This window comes from Aquitalea pelogenes (genome assembly GCF_041914625.1).
In the GTDB taxonomy this organism is placed as follows: domain Bacteria; phylum Pseudomonadota; class Gammaproteobacteria; order Burkholderiales; family Chromobacteriaceae; genus Aquitalea; species Aquitalea pelogenes.
On sequence record NZ_JAYSDA010000027.1, the window covers coordinates 19,560 to 37,914 of the forward strand.

At 57.4% G+C, this 18,355-nt stretch carries 19 protein-coding genes and 1 tRNA gene; 16 read left to right on the forward strand and 4 right to left on the reverse strand.

Features of this window, described 5'->3' with window-relative positions:
• Positions 1-79: 79 nt before the first annotated feature.
• The 4 genes from pstB to pstS all read right to left on the reverse strand — a co-directional run bounded on the left by pstB (position 80) and on the right by pstS (position 3,904).
• Complete coding sequence (pstB, locus tag ACE3SE_RS17850; RefSeq protein WP_045847657.1) at positions 80-844, reverse strand: phosphate ABC transporter ATP-binding protein PstB; 765 nt, start codon at positions 842-844, stop codon at positions 80-82.
• A 12-nt stretch (positions 845-856) separates the two neighbouring features.
• Positions 857-1,768 (reverse strand): phosphate ABC transporter permease PstA, encoded by a 912-nt coding sequence (gene pstA, locus ACE3SE_RS17855; RefSeq protein WP_374557252.1) that lies wholly within the window; start codon positions 1,766-1,768, stop codon positions 857-859.
• A gap of 15 nt (positions 1,769-1,783) precedes the next feature.
• A complete protein-coding gene (pstC, locus tag ACE3SE_RS17860) occupies positions 1,784-2,746 on the reverse strand; it encodes a phosphate ABC transporter permease subunit PstC (RefSeq protein ID WP_045847655.1) in 963 nt (320 codons plus the stop codon).
• 117 nt (positions 2,747-2,863) lie between these two features.
• Positions 2,864-3,904 (reverse strand): phosphate ABC transporter substrate-binding protein PstS, encoded by a 1,041-nt coding sequence (gene pstS / locus ACE3SE_RS17865; RefSeq protein WP_131355866.1) that lies wholly within the window; start codon positions 3,902-3,904, stop codon positions 2,864-2,866.
• 163 nt (positions 3,905-4,067) lie between these two features.
• Between pstS and tpiA the strand changes: the two genes are divergently transcribed.
• The 16 genes from tpiA (at position 4,068) to ACE3SE_RS17945 (ending at position 18,339) form a co-directional block, all read left to right on the forward strand.
• A complete protein-coding gene (gene tpiA / locus ACE3SE_RS17870) occupies positions 4,068-4,814 on the forward strand; it encodes a triose-phosphate isomerase (protein WP_374557304.1) in 747 nt (248 codons plus the stop codon).
• Between the two features lies 1 nt (position 4,815).
• On the forward strand, positions 4,816-5,166 hold the full coding sequence (gene secG, locus ACE3SE_RS17875; RefSeq protein WP_045847653.1) for a preprotein translocase subunit SecG: 351 nt from the start codon (positions 4,816-4,818) through the stop codon (positions 5,164-5,166).
• A gap of 17 nt (positions 5,167-5,183) precedes the next feature.
• Positions 5,184-5,269 (forward strand) — tRNA-Leu (locus ACE3SE_RS17880).
• 91 nt (positions 5,270-5,360) lie between these two features.
• A complete protein-coding gene (locus ACE3SE_RS17885) occupies positions 5,361-5,717 on the forward strand; it encodes an NADH-quinone oxidoreductase subunit A (protein WP_045847652.1) in 357 nt (118 codons plus the stop codon).
• Positions 5,708-6,184 (forward strand): NuoB/complex I 20 kDa subunit family protein, encoded by a 477-nt coding sequence (locus ACE3SE_RS17890; protein ID WP_045847651.1) that lies wholly within the window; start codon positions 5,708-5,710, stop codon positions 6,182-6,184. The genes ACE3SE_RS17885 and ACE3SE_RS17890 overlap by 10 nt, the downstream gene beginning before the upstream one ends.
• Positions 6,185-6,195: 11 nt before the next feature.
• Positions 6,196-6,792 carry an NADH-quinone oxidoreductase subunit C gene (locus ACE3SE_RS17895; RefSeq protein ID WP_062786415.1) on the forward strand — a complete coding sequence of 199 codons (597 nt, stop codon included), beginning with the start codon at positions 6,196-6,198 and terminating at the stop codon, positions 6,790-6,792.
• Entirely contained in the window at positions 6,785-8,038 is a 1,254-nt protein-coding gene (locus ACE3SE_RS17900) for an NADH-quinone oxidoreductase subunit D (protein WP_045847649.1), read from the forward strand. Before ACE3SE_RS17895 ends, ACE3SE_RS17900 begins: the two co-directional genes overlap by 8 nt.
• Positions 8,038-8,538: an NADH-quinone oxidoreductase subunit NuoE gene (gene nuoE, locus ACE3SE_RS17905; protein ID WP_045847648.1), complete on the forward strand. Its 501-nt coding sequence runs from the start codon at positions 8,038-8,040 to the stop codon at positions 8,536-8,538. Before ACE3SE_RS17900 ends, nuoE begins: the two co-directional genes overlap by 1 nt.
• Positions 8,538-9,833 (forward strand): NADH-quinone oxidoreductase subunit NuoF, encoded by a 1,296-nt coding sequence (gene nuoF, locus ACE3SE_RS17910; RefSeq protein ID WP_045847647.1) that lies wholly within the window; start codon positions 8,538-8,540, stop codon positions 9,831-9,833. Before nuoE ends, nuoF begins: the two co-directional genes overlap by 1 nt.
• Before the next feature lie 3 nt (positions 9,834-9,836).
• Positions 9,837-12,191: an NADH-quinone oxidoreductase subunit NuoG gene (gene nuoG, locus ACE3SE_RS17915; RefSeq protein ID WP_374557257.1), complete on the forward strand. Its 2,355-nt coding sequence runs from the start codon at positions 9,837-9,839 to the stop codon at positions 12,189-12,191.
• A gap of 3 nt (positions 12,192-12,194) precedes the next feature.
• Positions 12,195-13,241, forward strand: coding sequence for an NADH-quinone oxidoreductase subunit NuoH (gene nuoH, locus ACE3SE_RS17920; protein WP_045847645.1), 1,047 nt, complete (start codon positions 12,195-12,197; stop codon positions 13,239-13,241).
• Between the two features lie 26 nt (positions 13,242-13,267).
• Positions 13,268-13,747 (forward strand): NADH-quinone oxidoreductase subunit NuoI, encoded by a 480-nt coding sequence (gene nuoI, locus ACE3SE_RS17925; RefSeq protein WP_197077215.1) that lies wholly within the window; start codon positions 13,268-13,270, stop codon positions 13,745-13,747.
• Between the two features lie 9 nt (positions 13,748-13,756).
• Positions 13,757-14,401 carry an NADH-quinone oxidoreductase subunit J gene (locus tag ACE3SE_RS17930; RefSeq protein WP_374557259.1) on the forward strand — a complete coding sequence of 215 codons (645 nt, stop codon included), beginning with the start codon at positions 13,757-13,759 and terminating at the stop codon, positions 14,399-14,401.
• 26 nt (positions 14,402-14,427) lie between these two features.
• On the forward strand, positions 14,428-14,733 hold the full coding sequence (gene nuoK / locus ACE3SE_RS17935) for an NADH-quinone oxidoreductase subunit NuoK (protein ID WP_045847642.1): 306 nt from the start codon (positions 14,428-14,430) through the stop codon (positions 14,731-14,733).
• 35 nt (positions 14,734-14,768) lie between these two features.
• Complete coding sequence (nuoL, locus tag ACE3SE_RS17940; RefSeq protein WP_045847641.1) at positions 14,769-16,799, forward strand: NADH-quinone oxidoreductase subunit L; 2,031 nt, start codon at positions 14,769-14,771, stop codon at positions 16,797-16,799.
• 43 nt (positions 16,800-16,842) lie between these two features.
• Positions 16,843-18,339 (forward strand): NADH-quinone oxidoreductase subunit M, encoded by a 1,497-nt coding sequence (locus ACE3SE_RS17945; protein ID WP_045847640.1) that lies wholly within the window; start codon positions 16,843-16,845, stop codon positions 18,337-18,339.
• Positions 18,340-18,355: the final 16 nt, after the last annotated feature.

The following is an 18,355-nucleotide window of genomic DNA, read 5'->3' on the forward strand; positions in this document are numbered from 1 at the left end:
AATAATGGCGGGCAAAATGGGGCGGAATGCAAAAGCCCCCGCCCTGGATAAACCAGTTGCGGGGGCCGTGAATGGCGGATCAGCCGAACTTGCCGGTGATGTAATCCTCGGTGGCCTTTTGTTTGGGCGCGGTGAAGATGTTGTCAGTTTCGCCAAACTCCACCAGTTCACCCAGATACATGTAGGCGGTGAAATCGGAAACCCGCGCCGCCTGCTGCATGTTGTGGGTCACGATGGCGATGGTGTAGTCCTCTTTCAGTTCATGAATGAGTTCTTCAATGTGGGCAGTGGAAATCGGGTCCAGGGCCGACGTCGGTTCATCCAGCAGCAATACCTCCGGGCGGGATGCCACGGCACGTGCAATGCACAGACGCTGTTGCTGGCCACCGGACAGCGAGTTGCCGGATTGCTTCAGCTTGTCCTTCACCTCATCCCACAGCGCAGCCTTGCGCAAGGCCCATTCCACGCGGTCGTCCATCTCGGTCTTGGCCAGTTTTTCGTACAACTTCACCCCGAAGGTAATGTTGTCGTAGATGGACATCGGGAACGGAGTGGGCTTCTGGAACACCATGCCCACCTTGGCGCGCAAGAGGTTGATATCCACATCGCGGCCCAGGATGTTATGCCCGTCCAGCAGGATTTCGCCTTCCGAGCGCAGGCCCGGATACAGCTCGTACATGCGGTTGAAGGTGCGCAGCAGGGTGGATTTGCCACAGCCGGAAGGGCCGATGAAGGCCGTGACCATGCGCGGTGCAATCTCCAGATTGATGTTCTTCAATGCGTGGAAATTACCGTAAAAGAAGTTCAGATTCTTGACCTGAAGCTTGACGTTGTTATCAGCCATTGTCGTCATGCCTTAATGCGATTGGGTTTTCTGGCTGCCCATCCAGCGGGCAAGGATATTAAGCGTCAGCACGCTCAGGGTAATCAGCAAAGCACCAGTCCAGGCCAGAGTGTGCCAGTCTTCGTACGGGCTCATGGCGAACTGGAAAATCACGATGGGCAGGTTGGCCATCGGCTGGTTCATGTTGTTGTTGAAGAACTGGTTGTTCAGGGCAGTAAACAGCAGCGGTGCGGTTTCACCGGAAATCCGTGCCACCGCCAGCAAGATGCCGGTCAGCACCCCGGCCTTGGCCGAACGCAGCGTCACATACAGGGTGATTTTCCATTGCGGCGTGCCCAGTGCTGCGGCAGCTTCGCGCAGGGTGTTGGGAACCAGGCGCAGCATGTTTTCGGTGGTACGCACTACTACCGGAATCACCAGCAGGGCCAGGGCCAGGGCACCGGCCCAGCCGGAAAAGTGTCCCACGCTCACCACGTAAACTTCATAAACAAACAGGCCGATCACGATGGACGGTGCCGACAGCAGGATGTCGTTGATGAAGCGGGTGGCGGGTGCCAGCCAGCCGCGCTGACCGAATTCCGCCAGATAGATGCCGGCCATAATTCCGACCGGGGTGCCGATCACGGTGCCGAACAAGGTCATCATCAGGCTACCGTAAATGGCATTGGCGAGGCCCCCCTGGCTGCCTGGCGGCGGCGTGCTCTGCGTGAATGCCTGCAGGCTCAGGCCTGATAGGCCGTGCTGCAGCAGTGTGAACAGAATCCACAGCAACCAGAACAGGCCAAAGGCCATGGTAAGGGTGGAGGCCCCCATGTTGAAGGCATTCACCAGGCGACGGCGACGATAGATCGAAGTATTCATGGTGCTGCTGCTTTCGCTGCGACCCTGCAGTTTCACGGATTCGCTGATGGTACTGTTGGTCATGGTGTTGGCGCCTTGTCAGGATGCCTTGCCTTCCTGTTTCTGCAGGCGCAGTAACAGGAGTTTGGCACAGGCCAGTACGACGAAGGTGATGAAAAACAGGATCAAGCCCAGCTCGATCAACGAAGCCATGTGGAATTCTCCGGTGGCTTCGGCAAATTCATTGGCCAGTGCGGAAGAAATCGACTGACCCGGCTCGAACAGGCCGACGGCAAAGCGGGAAGAGTTACCGATGACGAAGGTCACTGCCATGGTTTCGCCCAGTGCACGGCCAAGGCCCAGCATGATGCCACCGACCACACCGGTCTTGGTGTAGGGCAGGACCACGTAACGCACGACTTCCCAGGTAGTGGAACCCAGGCCGTAGGCAGATTCCTTGAGCATGGTGGGCACCACTTCAAACACATCACGCATCACGGATGCGATGAACGGAATCACCATCACGGCCAGGATCAGGCCGGCAGTAAACACACCGATGCCCATCGGCGCACCCTGGAACAACAGACCGATCAACGGAATGTCACCCAGGTTGTCAATCAGCATCGGCTGGATATGGTCGGCAAACATCGGGGCAAACACAAACAGGCCCCACATGCCGTAAATGATGGACGGAATGCCTGCCAGCAGCTCGACGGCAATACCCAGCGGACGCTTGAGTACATTCGGACACAGCTCGGTCAGGAATACCGCAATACCGAAGCTGACCGGCACGCCAATCAGCAAGGCAATGAAAGAGGTGGCCAGCGTGCCGAACACCGGCACCAGTGCACCGAATTTCTGTGCTACCGGATCCCAGTCGCTATCGGTCAGGAAACCCCAGCCAAACTTGCTCAGGCTGGGCATGGCACCAATGATCAGGGAGATCAGAATGCCCACCAGCAAGGCCAGTACCAGAAAGGCAAAGCAGCGCGTGGCTATTCTGAACAGATTGTCTAGCAGCAGTTGCCGCTGCATTTGCTGGTTATTACTGAACTTTTCCATGAGGGATACTCGGTCGCGTCTCAGACAAAAAGCCGGGGTGGTAAGCCCCGGCCTTGCGGCTACAACTATCTGAAAGGTGCACAACAAGCACGCTCATTCGTTGTAGCCAGATTGTTATCAATTAAAGACCGGCTTACCGCTAGCGTCGGTAATCTGCTTCCAGCTGGTACGAATGACGGCTTTGACATTGTCAGGCATCGGGATGTAGTCCAGATCCAGAGCGGTCTTGTCGCCATTCTTGTAAGCCCAGTCGAAGAACTTCAGTACTTCGGTGCCCTGTGCCGGCTTGTCCTGTTTCTTGTGCATCAGGATGAAGGTTGCACCTGCGATCGGCCAGCTATCCTTGCCCGGTTGGTTGGTCAGCAGCAAGTAGAAGCCGGGAGCCTTTTTCCAGTCGGCATTGGCAGCTGCGGCACGGAAAGATTTATCGCTCGGGGCAACAAAATTGCCAGCATCGTTTTTCAGGTCGCCGTATGCCAGCTTGTTCTGCTTGGCGTAGGCATATTCAACGTAACCGATGGAGCCCTTGATACGGGTTACATAGTTGGCTACGCCTTCATTGCCCTTGCCACCCACGCCGGTCGGCCAGTTTACCGCAGTGTTGGAGCCAACCTTGCTGGCCCACTCGCTGGAAACCTTGGACAGGTAGTTAGTAAAGATAAAGGTGGTGCCGGAGCCGTCGGAGCGACGTACCACAGTGATCTTCTGATCCGGCAGCTTGACGCCAGGGTTCAGGCTGGCAATGGCCGGGTCATTCCATTTGGCTACTTTGCCCATGAAGATCTCGGACAGCAGCGGACCGGTGAACTTCACCTGACCTGCTGCGATGCCGGGTACATTGATTACGGGTACAACACCGCCCAGTACGGTCGGGAACTGGGTCAGGCCGGATTTTTCCAGTTCTTCGGGTTTCAGGGGCATGTCGGACGCGCCGAAATCAACAGTCTTGGACTGGATTTGCTTGATGCCGCCACCCGAGCCGATGGACTGGTAGTTCATATTGTTGCCACTGCCAGCCTTGTAGGCAGTGGCCCACTTAGCGTACAGGGGATAGGGGAAAGTAGCGCCGGCGCCGGTGATGTCGGCTGCCATGGCTGCACCAGCAACAAAGCCGGCGGACAAGGCCAGCGAAGCGACCAGACGTACAGACTGTTTCATGCTTGCTCCTGAGTATTAGGGTAAGGGCGTGCTAAGTGTTGAGGCGCATCCTATCCCTCCAAGTTTTCAGAAATATTACAAGTCGTCGAAAAGCCGTATGGGATGTTTTGACGCCACCGCGAGTGGGGATATAATCCGCACCTCAAATACGGAGACAAGCGACATGGCAGGCAAGCTGATCATCGGCAACTGGAAGATGAATACCCGCGCGCAAAGCGCACAATCCCTGGTTGCGGCCTTGCTGGCCGATCCGGTCTGCAATCAGCCCTGGGTGGGTGTTGCTGCTCCTGCAGTCTATCTGGCAGCACTGGGCGCGCAGCTTGCCGGTCAGTCTCTGCAATTGTCGGCGCAGGATGTCAGCAGCTTTGCCGCTGACGGTGCTTTTACTGGGGAAGTGTCTGCCGACATGCTCCGTGACGTTGGCTGCCGCTATGCGCTGGTTGGACATTCCGAGCGCCGCCAGTATTTTGGCGAGGCCAATCCGGCCTTGCTCTCCAAGATGAACAACGCCATGGCTGCCGGTGTGATTCCGGTATTGTGCGTGGGTGAGACACTGGCCGAACGCGAGTCCGGGCAGTACCTGGAGGTGATTTTCAGCCAGCTGGCCATCCTGTCCGAGGTGAACGACGGCGAGTACGTCATTGCTTATGAGCCCGTCTGGGCGATCGGCACCGGCAAGGTGGCATCGCTGGAGCAGATTGCCGAGATTCACACTGCAATCAAAACGTGGTGCTTGCAAAATGCCAAGCCCTCGGCTAATATTCGCGTCCTCTACGGCGGCAGTGTAAAGGCAGAGAATGCCGAGTCAATTCTGAAGACAGAAAATGTCGACGGAGCCCTTGTTGGTGGGGCATCTCTGGACGCCGGATCATTCAGGATGATTTGCCAGGCCGCAGGAAAATTGATATAGTATGGAACTTATTAAGACGCTTATTTGGGTTATAAACCTCCTTTCCGCAGTGACGATCATCGTCCTTGTCCTCATGCAGCATGGCAAGGGTGCGGATATGGGTGCAGCTTTCGGTAGCGGCGCTTCCGGTAGTCTGTTTGGTGCGTCTGGTTCTGCGAATTTCTTGAGTAGAACCACTGCAATTGCAGCGGTTGTATTCTTCTCCACGAGTCTCACCCTTGTTTATCTGTCGGGGGGCGGAAAAACAGATCTGGGTGTGATGGGTGGCAAAGTTGAGCAAGTTGCGCCGCAAATCCCGGTCGGGGCAACCACTGGCAAAGCTTCGGGTACTACATCAAAAATTCCGGAGTGACAGTAAAGTTATATAGTGCCGACATGGTGAAATTGGTAGACACGCTATCTTGAGGGGGTAGTGGCCGTAGGCTGTGTGAGTTCGAGTCTCACTGTCGGCACCACCATTCAAAAATAGGCCACCGGGATTCCGGTGGCCTATTTTATTTGGAGCCAAGGAGGGTAATTCCTCCTTTTTTTGGGGGTGTACGGGAAATGCTGCAAAATTATTTTCCCATTCTGTTGTTTGTCATCGTCGGTTTGTTGGTCGGCGTAGGTCCTATTGTCCTTGGCAAGGTCCTCGCACCCAATCGTCCCGACCCTGAGAAACTCTCTCCTTATGAGTGTGGATTCGAAGCCTTCGAAGACGCACGCATGAAGTTTGACGTTCGCTACTACCTCATCGCCATTCTGTTCATCCTGTTCGATCTGGAAATTGCATTTCTGTTTCCCTGGGCTGTGGTCCTGAAAGAACTTGGTGCCTATGGCTTTGGCGTAATGGTGGAGTTCCTGGCGGTGTTGACGCTGGGCTTCGTCTACATGTGGAAAAAGGGAGCGCTGGAATGGGAGTAGAAGGTATTCTGGAAAAAGGCTTCGTGACCACGACAGCCGACAAGCTCATCAACTACACCCGAACCGGTTCACTGTGGCCCATGACCTTTGGCCTGGCATGCTGTGCGGTGGAGATGATGCATGCCGGTGCCGCACGTTATGACCTGGACCGTTTCGGCATCGTTTTCCGCCCCAGTCCCCGTCAGTCTGACCTGATGATCGTGGCTGGTACGTTGTGCAACAAGATGGCACCGGCGCTGCGCAAGGTGTATGACCAGATGGCAGAGCCCCGCTGGGTCATCTCCATGGGTTCCTGTGCCAACGGTGGTGGTTACTACCACTATTCCTATTCTGTCGTCCGTGGCTGTGACCGCATTGTGCCGGTCGATGTCTATGTGCCGGGCTGTCCGCCGACTGCCGAAGCACTGCTGTATGGCATCATCCAGCTGCAGAACAAGATCAAACGCACCTCTACCATCGCCCGATAAGGTAAGCACTTATGGCCTCCAAGAAAATGGAAGCACTGGGATCGGTCGTCGAGCGTGTGCTGGGCGACAAGCTTGTTTCAAGCACGCTGGCCCTCGATGAACTGACCATCGTCTGCAAGGCGGCGGATCTGACCGACGTGGCCACCACGCTGCGTGATCATGCCGAACTTTCCTTCGAACAACTGATCGACCTGTGCGGTATGGACTACAGTGCCTACCGTGACGAGCCGTGGGATGGCCCGCGCTTTGCCGCCGTCTACCACCTGCTGTCACTCAAGCACAATGTCCGTATCCGTCTGCGCGTGTTTGCCGAAGACGACAGCTTCCCGCTGCTCGCCTCGGTCAACCCCATCTGGAATGCGGCCAACTGGTTCGAGCGTGAAGCGTTCGACCTGTACGGCATCGTGTTTGAAGGTCACCCCGACCTGCGTCGCATCCTGACCGACTATGGCTTTGTCGGCCATCCGTTCCGCAAGGATTTCCCGCTGTCCGGTCACGTTGAAATGCGTTACGACCCGACCCAGCAGCGCGTGATCTACCAGCCGGTCACCATCGAACCGCGCGAAATCACTCCGCGCATCATTCGTGAGGAGAACTACGGTGGCTGAGATCCGTAACTACACGCTGAACTTTGGTCCTCAGCACCCGGCAGCCCACGGCGTATTGCGTCTGGTGCTGGAGCTGGACGGCGAAGTGATCCAGCGTGCCGACCCGCACATTGGCCTGCTGCACCGCGGTACCGAGAAACTGGCTGAAAGCAAGACTTTCATCCAGTCCTTGCCGTATATGGACCGTCTCGACTACGTATCCATGATGTGCAACGAGCACGCCTACTGCCTGGCCATCGAAAAGCTGCTGCAAATCGAAGTGCCGCTGCGTGCGCAATACATCCGTGTGATGTTTGCTGAAATCACCCGTATCCTGAACCACCTGCTGTGGATTGGCGCTCACGCCATCGACATCGGCGCCATGACCATGTTCCTGTACGCTTTCCGTGAGCGTGAGGACCTGATGGACTGCTACGAAGCCGTGTCCGGTGCCCGTATGCATGCCGCCTACTTCCGCCCGGGTGGTGTATACCGTGATCTGCCGGACTCCATGCCGCAGTACACCGTATCCAAGATCAAGAACGCCAAGGAGCTGGCGCGCCTGAATGAAGGCCGCAAGGGCTCCATGCTGGACTTCATCGACGATTTCACCAAGCGTTTCCCGACTTACGTAGACGAATACGAAACCCTGCTGACCGATAACCGTATCTGGAAGCAGCGTACCGTGGACATCGGCGTGGTCAGCCCGGAACGTGCCAAGAACCTGGGCTTCTCCGGCCCGATGCTGCGTGGTTCCGGCATCGAGTGGGACCTGCGCAAGAAGCAGCCCTACGACGTATACGACCGTCTGGACTTCGATATTCCGGTGGGCAAGAAGGGTGACAGCTACGACCGTTACCTGGTCCGCGTGGAAGAAATGCGCCAGTCCAACCGCATCATCCAGCAATGTGTGGCATGGCTGCGTGACAATCCCGGCCCGGTCATCACCGACAACCATAAAGTGGCTCCGCCTTCCCGTGAAGGCATGAAGTCGAACATGGAAGACCTGATTCACCACTTCAAACTGTTTACCGAAGGCATGCATGTGCCGGAAGGTGAAGCCTACGCGGCTGTAGAACATCCGAAGGGTGAGTTCGGTATCTATCTGGTATCCGACGGTGCCAACAAACCGTACCGACTGAAAATCCGTGCCCCGGGTTTTGCCCATCTGGCAGCCCTGAATGAAATGGCAACGGGTCACATGATTGCCGACGTGGTGGCCATCATCGGTACCCAGGATATCGTGTTTGGGGAGATTGACCGCTAATGCTATCCGCACAATCACTCGCCGCGATCGACCGCGAAGTCGCCAAGTATCCGGCTGACCAGGCTCGTTCGGCGGTCATGGGCGCGCTGCGCATTGCCCTGGTGGAGCGTCGGGAAACCGGCAAGACACCGGAAGAGCGCTGCCTGAATACCGAGGTGATCGAATTCGTTGCCAACTACCTGAATATCGCTCCGGTAGCTGCTTACGAAGTCGCCACCTTCTACAACATGTACGACATGAAGCCGGTGGGCAAGTACAAGATTACCGTTTGTACCAACCTGCCCTGTGCCCTGTCCGGTGGCGTGAATGCTGCCGAGTACATCTCCAAGAAGCTTGGCATCGCCATTGGCGAAACCAGTGCTGACGGCAAGTACACCTTGCTGGAAGGGGAGTGCATGGGTGCCTGTGGCGATGCGCCGGTCTTGCTGGTGAACAACCACAAGATGTGCAGCTTCATGACGCCCGAAGCAATCGACAAGAAACTGGCGGAGCTGAACTGATGGCAATCTTCGTCAATGGTGTGATTTTCGACGGCGTGGACACCTCTGCGCAGGACTGCTGGAAGCTGGAGGCCTATGTGGCCCGTGGCGGCTACCAGGCCCTGCGTCGCATCATCGAATCCAAGATGCCGCAAGAGGACGTGATCGCCGAAGTGAAAAATTCCGGTCTGCGCGGCCGTGGCGGTGCGGGCTTCCCCACCGGCCTGAAGTGGAGCTTCATGCCGCGCTCTTTCCCGGGCGACAAATACGTGGTGTGCAACACCGACGAGGGTGAACCGGGTACTTTCAAGGACCGCGACATCCTGCGTTTCAATCCGCATGCGCTGATCGAAGGCATGATCATCGCCGGCTACGCCATGGGTACCAAGGCTGGCTACAACTACATTCACGGTGAAATCTTCGAAGAGTACGAACTGTTCGAAGCAGCACTGGATGAAGCGCGTCAGGCTGGTTTCCTGGGCAAGAACATTCTCGGCAGCGACTTCAGCTTCGATCTGTTCGCCCACCATGGTTATGGCGCCTACATCTGCGGTGAAGAAACCGCGCTGCTCGAATCGCTGGAAGGCAAAAAAGGCCAGCCGCGCTTCAAGCCGCCTTTCCCGGCCAGCTTCGGCCTGTACGGCAAGCCGACCACCATCAACAATACCGAGTCCTTCGCCTCCGTGCCTTTCATCATTCGTGATGGTGCACAGAAGTTCCTGGAAGCGGGCAAGCCGAACAATGGCGGGACCAAGTTGTTCTCGGTATCCGGTCACGTGAATCGTCCGGGCAATTACGAGATTCCGCTGGGCACCCCGTTCTCGGTACTGCTGGAAATGGCAGGTGGCATGCGTGATGGCAAGAAGCTGAAGGCAGTGATTCCGGGTGGTTCGTCCGCTCCGGTATTGCCCGGCGACGTCATGATGCAATGCACGATGGACTACGACAGCATCTCCAAGGCCGGCTCCATGCTGGGTTCTGGCGCTGTCATCGTGATGAATGAAGATGTGTGCATGGTGAAGGCGCTGGAGCGTCTGGCCTACTTCTATCACGAAGAGTCCTGCGGCCAGTGTACGCCGTGCCGCGAAGGCACCGGCTGGCTGTACAAGGTGATCCATCGCATCGCCAACGGCGAAGGCCGTCCGGGTGATCTGGAGCTCCTGGATTCGGTAGGCAATAACATGGCCGGCCGTACCATCTGTGCACTGGCAGATGCTGCCGTGTTCCCGGTTCGCAGTTTCACCAAGCACTTCCGTAATGAGTTCGAGTATCTGATCGAACACAAGAAGCCCTTGGTGGACCACAAATGGTGTTGAGCGATGCTTGAAATCGAAATCGACGGTAAAAAACTGACTGTCCCGCAAGGCAGTACCGTGATGGATGCCGCCCATTCCGTGGGTACGCACATCCCTCACTTCTGCTACCACAAGAAACTGTCCATCGCGGCCAACTGCCGCATGTGTCTGGTTGAAGTGGAAAAGGCACCCAAGCCGCTGCCCGCCTGCGCTACGCCGGTGACCGACGGCATGAAGGTGCATACCCATTCCGACCTGGCCAAGAAGGCACAAGCCGGCGTGATGGAATTCCTGCTGATCAACCACCCGCTGGATTGCCCGATCTGCGATCAGGGCGGCGAGTGCCAGCTGCAGGATCTGGCCGTGGGCTATGGCAACTCCACTTCGCGCTATCAGGAAGAAAAGCGTACCGTGGTGGCCAAGGACATGGGCTCGCTGGTATCGGCTGAAGAAATGGCGCGTTGCATTCACTGCACCCGCTGCGTGCGCTTCACCGAAGAAATCGGCGGCTTCCAGGAAATCGGCATGGCCAACCGTAGCGAATTCTCGGAAATCATGCCCTATCTGGGCAAGACCGTTAATTCGGAAATCTCCGGTAACGTCATCGACCTCTGCCCGGTCGGCGCGCTGACTTCCAAGCCTTTCCGCTACACCACCCGTGCCTGGGAGCTGTCCCGCCGCAAGTCGGTCAGCCCGCACGATGGTCTGGGTTCCAACCTGATCGTTCAGGTGAAATCCAACGAAGTGATGCGTGTACTGCCGCTGGAAAACGAAGCCATCAACGAATGCTGGATCGCCGACCGCGACCGTTTCTCGTATGAGGGCCTGAATTCGGCCGAGCGTCTGCAAAAGCCGATGATCAAGTTTGACGGCAAGTGGCACGAAACCGACTGGGAAACCGCACTGGCCTATGTGGTCAAGGGCCTGAACGGCGTGTCCGCCGATCACGGCAAGGATGCCATCGGCTTCCTCACCAGTCCGCACTCCACTACCGAAGAACTGTATCTGGCACAAAAGCTGGCTCGCAGCTTTGGTGTGAACAACATTGACTACCGTCTGCGTCGTAGCGACTTCTCGGCCGATGCCGCCCAGCAAGGTGCGCAATGGCTGGGTTCCAGCATTGTCGAGCTGACCGACGCCAAGTCCATCCTGGTGGTGGGTAGCACCCAGCGCAAGGAACAGCCGCTGCTGGCTTCCCGCCTGCGTCAGGCGGTGAAGAAGGGCAGCGCGCTCAACGTCATCCACGTGACTGACGATGCGCTGCTGACCGCAGTCAATGCCAAGCTGATCGTATCGCCGCTGGCGCTGGTCAACGCGCTGGCCCAGGTGCTGAAGGCCGTGGTTGAGCTCAAGTCTGCTCAAACCGCTGTTGATCTGGCTGCTGTTACTGTTGGTGCCGAGGCGCAAGCCATTGCCGCCAGCCTGAGTGGTGCCGAATCGGCTGCCATCGTGCTGGGCAATGTGGCCCAACATCATCCTGCCTTCGCCCAACTGCTGAAGCTGGCACAGGAAATCTCCGCGCTGACCGGCGCACGTTTCGGCCTGCTGGCTGAAGCTGCCAACAGCACCGGTGCTGAACTGGTTGGTGCCTTGCCGCACCGCGCCGCCTTTGGTGCTGCGGCCACTGCAGGTCTGAACGCTGCTGCAATGATTGCCGCGCCGCGCAAGGCTTACTTCCTGCTCAACACCGAAGTCGAGTCCGACAGCTACAATCCGCAAGCTGCGGTAGCCGCCATGAAACAGGCTGCCACCGTGATTGCGCTGACCGCCTACAAGGGCGCAGGCCTGCTGGATTACGCTGACGTGCTGTTGCCGATCGCGCCGTTCTCCGAGACCGCCGGCTCCTTCGTCAACATGGAAGGCAAGCTGCAGTCCTTCAACGGCGTAGTACGTCCGCTGGGCGAAACCCGTCCGGCCTGGAAGGTCCTGCGTGTACTGGGCAATATGCTGGGCCTGACCGGCTTCGAGCAGAACAGTGCTGAAGAAGTCCGTGCCGAATTGCTGGCCAAGGGTTCCATCGAATCCTCCCTCAGCAATGCACTGGGCGATGTGGCCATCAATGCAGCCGTGACCACCGGTCTGGTGCGCATTGGCGAAGTGCCGCTGTACCAGGCTGATGCCATCTGCCGCCGTGCGCCGTCCTTGCAGAAGACTGCGGATGCAGCTGCGCCGGTTGCCTCCGCGCACTCCAGCGTGCTGGCCAGCCTGAATGTGGCGGCCGGTTCCCAGGCCGTGTTGCGTCAGGGTAGTGGCGAGCTGAAGGTGCTGGTTGAAGCCGACGACAGTCTGCCGGCTGATACGGTGCGCCTGGCAACAGCTCACCCGCTGACTGCTGGTCTGGGTGGCATGTTCGATTCCATCGCGCTTTCACAGGGGTAAAACATGGAGTTCTTGCAAAGCATTCTCGGTAATGAAGCGGGGCTCACGGTGTGGACCCTGCTGAAAATCATCGCCATCGTGGCACCGATGATGATTACCGTCGCTTATCTGACCTACGCCGAGCGCAAGGTCATTGGCTACATGCAGATCCGTATCGGCCCTAACCGGGTTGGTCCGCTGGGCCTGCTGCAGCCGCTGGCTGACGGCCTGAAGCTGCTGATGAAGGAAATCATTCTGCCGACGCAGTCCAGCAAGGGCTTGTTCCTGCTGGCTCCGGTGCTGGCCATCGGCCCGGCACTGGCGGCCTGGGCTGTGGTTCCCTTCAGCGATACGCTGGTTCTGGCCAACATCAACGCGTCCTTGCTGTACATCCTGGCGCTGTCCTCGATTGGTGTTTACGGCATCATCGTGGCCGGCTGGGCTGGTAACTCCAAGTACTCCTTCCTTGGTGCCATGCGCTCTGCCGCACAGATCGTTTCTTACGAACTGGCAATGGGCTTCGCACTGGTTGGCGTTCTGATGGTGTCTAGCAGCCTGAACCTGGTTGACATCGTCAAGCAGCAGGCACATGGCATGGCAGGTGGTTCGCTGTTCTCCTGGAACTGGCTGCCGCTGTTCCCGCTGTTCATCGTCTACCTGATCTCCGGTGTGGCCGAAACCAACCGTGCTCCGTTTGACGTGGCCGAAGGTGAATCCGAAATCGTGGCCGGTTTCCACGTGGAATACTCCGGTATGGCATTCGCCGTATTCTTCCTCGCCGAATACGCCAACATGATTCTGGTTTCCGCCCTGACTTCCATCCTGTTCCTGGGTGGCTGGCTGTCGCCCTTCCCGGCAAGCTGGGGCCTGCTGGGTGCTGGTGGCTTCTTCTGGCTGGCTGCGAAGATGGCGTTTGTGCTGTTCTGCTTCCTGTGGTTCCGCGCGACATTCCCGCGTTATCGCTACGACCAGATCATGCGTCTGGGCTGGAAGGTGTTCATTCCGGTTACCCTGGTGTGGATCCTGGTCCTGGGTATCTGGATGATGACCCCGCTGTCGCTGTGGAACTGAGGGGATAGGTAAAGAACATGGATACGATTCGCAACTTTTTCAAAACCTTCCTGCTGGTGGAACTGGTCAAGGGCCTGATGCTGACCGGGCGTTATTTCTTTGCCCGCAAGATCACCGTCCAGTTCCCGGAAGAGAAGACGCCGATCTCCCCGCGCTTCCGCGGCCTGCATGCGCAACGTCGCTACGCCAACGGTGAAGAGCGTTGCATTGCCTGTAAGTTGTGCGAGGCGGTGTGCCCGGCAATGGCGATCTCGATCGAGTCGGAACAGCGTGAAGACGGCACCCGCCGTACTTCCCGTTACGACATCGACTTGACCAAGTGCATCTTCTGCGGTTTCTGCGAAGAGGCATGCCCGGTCGACGCCATCGTCGAAACGCACATCTTCGAATACCACGGTGAAAAACGTGGCGACCTCTACTACACCAAGCCGATGCTGTTGGCGGTGGGTGACAAGTACGAGGCCGAAATCGCTGCCAACAAGGCAGCCGATGCCAAGTACCGTTAAGGGGGCCTCATGAGCATGACTACGGTTATTTTCTACATCCTGTCCGCCATTCTGCTGTTTGCGGCGGTCCGGGTGGTCACTGCCAAGAACCCGGTACACGCCGTGCTGTATCTGGTACTGGCCTTCTTCACCAGCTCCGGACACTGGCTGCTGCTGCAGTCCGAGTTCCTGGCCATTACCCTGGTACTGGTTTATGTGGGCGCGGTGATGGTGCTGTTCCTGTTTGTGGTGATGATGCTGGACATCAATATCGAGCAATTGCGTGAGGGTTTCTGGCGCAATTTCCCGGTGGCGGCCACTGTCGGCCTCATCATGGCTTTCGAAATGGTACTGATCCTGACCAACCCGCACACCGGCCTGGCTGATTACAAAGCCGGTGCCGCGCTGGCTGCCGATGCCAGCAATGTGAAGGTACTGGGTCGTCAGCTGTATACCACCTACCTGCTGCCGTTCGAGCTGGCTGCGGTTGTGCTGCTGGTGGCCATGGTGGCTGCCATCGGTCTGACCCAGCGTAGCCGCAAGGATACCAAGGTGGTGGATGCCGGCGATCAGGTCAAGGTTCGCAGTCAGGACCGTGTACGCATCGTGAAGATGCAAGCCGAGAAAATCGTGGAAGCGGCCGATACTGCCGAGTCCGGTGAGCAACAGGCCTGACGGCCGAACAACATAAGGGAGGAAATGTGCTGACACTAACTCACTTCCTGGTGCTGGCCGCAATCCTGTTTGCCATCAGCGTGCTGGGGATTTTCCTGAACCGGAAGAACCTGATCGTGCTGTTGATGGCCATCGAACTGATGCTGCTGGCGGTGAATTTCAATTTCATTGCCTTCTCGCATTACCTGTCCGATACAGCAGGCCAGATTTTCGTGTTCTTCATCCTGACGGTAGCAGCGGCAGAATCCGCCATTGGCTTGGCTATTCTGGTGGTGCTGTTCCGCAATATGCGGACCATCAACGTTGAAGACCTGGGCAGCCTCAAGGGCTAAGGCAAACCGGTTACCAAACTACAAAGCACACAAGCATGGATATGAAAAGCTTATACCTGCTGATAGCGCTCTCACCTCTGGTGGGGTCCATCATTGCAGGCTTGTTTGGATGGGCAATCGGCCGCCGCGCTTCCCACGTCGTGACCATTCTCGGCGTGGCAGTCTCGGCAGCCCTGTCCTTCAAGGTACTTTATGCCTTCCTCACGGGGCAGGCTGAAGTTTTCAATGCGCCGGTCTACACCTGGCTGACGGTAGGGGGCTATGAGTTCTCCGTCGGCTTCCTGGTGGACTCGCTGACAGCAATGATGCTGGTCGTGGTGACCTTCGTGTCGCTGATGGTGCATATCTACACCATCGGCTACATGCAGGAAGACCCGGGCTATCAGCGCTTCTTCAGCTACATCTCGCTGTTTACCTTCTCGATGCTGATGCTGGTGATGAGCAACAACTTCATCCAGCTGTTCTTCGGTTGGGAAGCAGTGGGCCTGGTGTCCTACCTGCTGATCGGCTTCTGGTTCAAGCGTCCGACCGCCATCTATGCCAACCTCAAGGCATTCCTGGTTAACCGCGTGGGTGACTTCGGTTTCCTGCTGGGTATCGGTCTGGTATTGGCCTACTTCGGTGGCTCGCTGAACTACAGCGATGTATTCGCTGCGGCTCCGGCACTGGCACACAAGACCATCCAGATCATCCCGGGTTGTGAGTGGTCGCTGCTGACCGTCACCTGCATCCTTCTGTTCATCGGCGCGATGGGTAAGTCGGCACAGTTCCCGCTGCACGTGTGGCTGCCGGATTCGATGGAAGGCCCGACCCCGATCTCCGCGCTGATTCACGCGGCGACCATGGTGACTGCCGGTATCTTCATGGTATCGCGCATGAGCCCGCTGTTTGAGATGTCGGATACTGCGCTGAACGTGGTGCTGGTGGCTGGTTCCATCACCGCCCTGTTCATGGGCTTCCTTGGCATCGTGCAGAACGACATCAAGCGTGTGGTGGCTTACTCCACGCTGTCGCAGCTGGGTTACATGACCGTTGCGCTGGGCGTTTCCGCCTACCCGGTGGCCATGTTCCACGTGATGACCCACGCATTCTTCAAGGCCTTGCTGTTCCTTGGCGCCGGTTCCGTCATCATGGGCATGCACCATGACCAGGACATGCGCAATATGGGTGGCCTGCGCAAGTACATGCCGATTACCTGGTTGACTTCGCTGCTGGGTTCGCTGGCGCTGATCGGTACTCCGTTCTTCTCCGGCTTCTACTCCAAGGACTCCATCATCGAAGCGGTTCAGTTGTCGCATCTGCCGGCAGCCGGTTTTGCCTACTTCGCGGTGATTGCCGGTGTATTCGTGACTGCCTTCTACTCCTTCCGCATGTACTTCCTGGTCTTCCATGGCAAGGAACGCTGGATGGAGAAAAAGGACGACCATCATCATGGTCATGACGATCACGACCACCATCATGGCCTGGGTCCGAACGACAAGCCGCATGAGTCGCCGTGGGTAGTGACCCTGCCGCTGGTATTGCTGGCCATTCCGTCGGTGCTGGTGGGCTTCTTTGCCATCGAGCCGCTGCTGTACGGTTCCTTCTTCAAGGGCGTGATCACCATCAACAGTGAAGCACACCCGGCGCTGGAAGAACTGGCTCACGAATTCCACGGCTCTGTTGCCATGGGCGTTCACGCATTCACTTCGCTGCCCTTCCTGCTGGCCCTGGCCGGTGTGGTGACTGCCTGGTTCTTCTACATGAAGGCACCGCAGATTCCGGCTGCCATCAAGCAGAAGTTCAGCTTCGTGAACCAGATTCTGGAAAACAAGTACTACCTGGACGAACTGTATTTCGCAGTGTTTGCCAAGGGCTCCCGTGCTCTGGGTACCTTCTTCTGGAAGGTGGGCGACATGCTGCTGATCGACGGCCTGGTGGTAAATGGTGCAGCCAAGCTGGTGGGAACCTTCTCCAGAGTGGTACGCAAGCTGCAGACCGGCTTCATCTACAGTTATGCCACGACCATGATCATTGGCGTGCTGGCTCTGATGACGCTGTGGTTCTCGCAGATCATCCTGCGCTAAGGCCCAGACCTCTGGAATTGGAATAACTACTTAGGTTTTGACTATGTTCACAAATCAGTTAAGTCTGGTGATCTGGGCCCCGATCGTGGCCGGGTTGCTGGTACTGGCTACGGGAGGAGACCAACGGGCCACCTTGGCTCGCTGGGTCGCCGTAGCCGGTGCCCTGATCGGTTTTCTGTTGTCCCTGCCGTTGTTTACCGGCTTTGACAACCTGAACGGCGGCATGCAGTTCGAGGAAGTAAAGCCGTGGATTGCCTCTTTCGGCATCCAGTACCATCTGGGTGTTGACGGCATTTCCATGCTGTTTGTCATCCTCAACAGCTTCACTACCCTGATGGTGGTGCTGGCTGGCTGGGAAGTCATCAAGAAGCGCCAGTCGCAGTACATGGCCGCTTTCCTGATCATGTCCGGCCTGATCAATGGTGCCTTTGCCGCGCTGGATGCCATCCTGTTCTATGTTTTCTTTGAAGGCATGCTGATCCCGATGTACCTGATCATCGGTGTCTGGGGTGGTCCGCGTCGTGTGTATGCATCTTTCAAGTTCTTCCTGTACACCCTGCTCGGTTCGCTGCTGATGCTGGTTGCCTTGATCTACCTGTACTTCCAGGCTGGCAAGACTTTCGACATCCAGGCCTTCCAGGCAATTGCCAAGATTCCGCTGCACGTACAGATCCTGCTGTTCATCGCCTTCTTCCTGTCGTTCGCAGTGAAGGTGCCGATGTGGCCGGTGCACACCTGGTTGCCGGATGCCCACGTGGAAGCGCCGACTGGTGGTTCCATGGTGCTGGCAGCCATCACCCTGAAGATTGGTGCTTACGGCTTCCTGCGGTTTGCCCTGCCCATCCTGCCGGATGCCGCACGTGAACTGTCGTGGATCATGGTTGCCCTGTCGCTGGTGGCCGTGGTGTACATCGGTCTGGTGGCGCTGGTGCAAACCGACATGAAGAAACTGGTGGCTTACTCCTCCATTTCCCACATGGGTTTTGTCACCCTGGGCATGTTCATGTTCACCGGTTCGCATCTGAACCAGTGGGCGGTTGAAGGCGCGCTGGTACAGATGGTGTCGCACGGTTTCGTTTCCGCCGGCATGTTCTTCTGTATCGGTGTGATGTACGACCGCGTGCACAGCCGCAACATCGCCGACTACGGTGGTGTGGCCAACAAGATGCCGATCTTTGCTGCCTTCATGATGCTGTTTGCCATGGCCAATTCCGGTTTGCCGGCGACTTCCGGTTTTGCCGGTGAGTTCATGGTGATCATGGGTGCGGTACAGGTGAACTTCTGGTACGCCGCGCTGGCCGCAACCACCCTGATCTTCGGTGCTGCTTACACACTGTGGATGTACAAGCGGGTGATCTTTGGCGAGGTGAGCAATCACCATGTTGAAGAAATGGCTGACGTGAACAAACGCGAGTTCCTGGTGCTGGTCGTTCTGGCCATTGCGGTGCTGGGCATGGGTCTGTATCCGCAAGGTTTCGTCGAGAAGATGCACCTGTCGGTAAATGACCTGATTGCGCATGTTGCGCAGACCAAGCTCTAAGCTAAGGCCATAAGGA